Annotated in this window: 2 protein-coding genes; both read right to left on the bottom strand. The window is 67.1% G+C overall.

The genetic code is table 11. From position 1 onward, the window contains the following. Window positions 1–33 precede the first annotated feature (33 nt). Window positions 34–435, bottom strand: coding sequence for a WXG100 family type VII secretion target (locus tag ACZ5SK_RS34035; protein ID WP_334582416.1), 402 nt, complete (start codon window positions 433–435; stop codon window positions 34–36). 51 nt (window positions 436–486) lie between these two features. Beyond that, on the bottom strand, window positions 487–951 hold the full coding sequence (locus ACZ5SK_RS34030; protein ID WP_361707035.1) for a YbaB/EbfC family nucleoid-associated protein: 465 nt from the start codon (window positions 949–951) through the stop codon (window positions 487–489). Window positions 952–1,140 lie beyond the last annotated feature (189 nt).

Below are 1,140 nucleotides of genomic sequence, written 5' to 3'. Positions count from 1 at the left end.
GACTTACAGGGCCTTTCCACCGGAGATCACTCGTCAGGCGCGCGGGCGGGCGTCGCCGTGCGAACGACCCGACGTCGTCGGGTCCGTGAGAGAACCCGAGCGGTGCTCGTCGATGCCACGCTCGACGCTGCGGGCGGTCGCCGTGTTCTGGTCCTCGGTCTGCTGGAATCCCTTCGCCATGGTTTCCAGCCCGTCAGCCGTGCTGTCCAGTACGTCGGCGATCCCGTGAAGCCCGCTGATCATCTGGTCTCGGGGGGTGCGGTACTGCTCCTCGAAGGCCTTTCCCATCGAGTCGTCGCCCCAGCAGTCGCCGAGCTCGGCGAGGCGCGACTCCAGCCGGGTGACGACCTGCCTCATCAGGTCGGAGTACGCCCGCACATAGGGTGCGGTCTTCGCCAGGCTGTCGGGGTCCGCCGCGAAGTAGCTGGAAGACACTGCGACCTCCTTCTCATGTCAGCTCAGGAGAGCTCGGGGTTGCGGGGTTTCTCAGGCGACCGGAGGCCGTGCAATCCGTGGACCGCCGGCGCCTCGGCCGGGACGGCCGTTGGCGATGTACTCCTCGACCGCGCCCGCCATGGGCGGCGTCTCGGGCAGAAGTCCGCCGAGATCGGCCTTGCCCCGCAGCAGATCGGCGGCGGACATGCCCGAGGGAAGGTGACCGGACAGCACCTCGGCCACTGCGGCCATGGCACTCGTCCGGGCCTTCTGGATGGTCGTGACGAGCATCTGGGAGAGCTCCACGGGAGCCATGCGCTTGTACGCGCCGGTCGGGAACTCAATCTCGGCCACCTCGCCCTGCGAGTTCACGGTGACCTTGAGAGCCTGCCGGGGAGCCGTCGCGCTCGCCTTGACCTCACGCATCCTGCGCTGCAACTCGCCGACCTCTGAGCGCTCCCTGCGATACGAGCCCAGCAGCTCTTCTATGTGCTGGTCGTACGGACTGCTCGACACGTTGCTCCTCTCGACTACGGTGAAACGTCCCCTCTCAGGAGGGCGAGCTTTCCAAGACAGGAAACCTGTCATTCGGGCCTGCACGAACCGATGGGGGCGATCGATGACCCGACGGACACCGACCTCTGCCCCAACGACCAGATGCAGACGAGGAGGCGGGCGATACCGGTCCGCCACGACGCACGGTCA

Source organism: Streptomyces sp. NPDC031474 (assembly GCF_055581185.1).
Note: the sequence above shows the minus strand (reverse complement) of the source record. Positions and strands in the feature narration are given on the sequence as shown.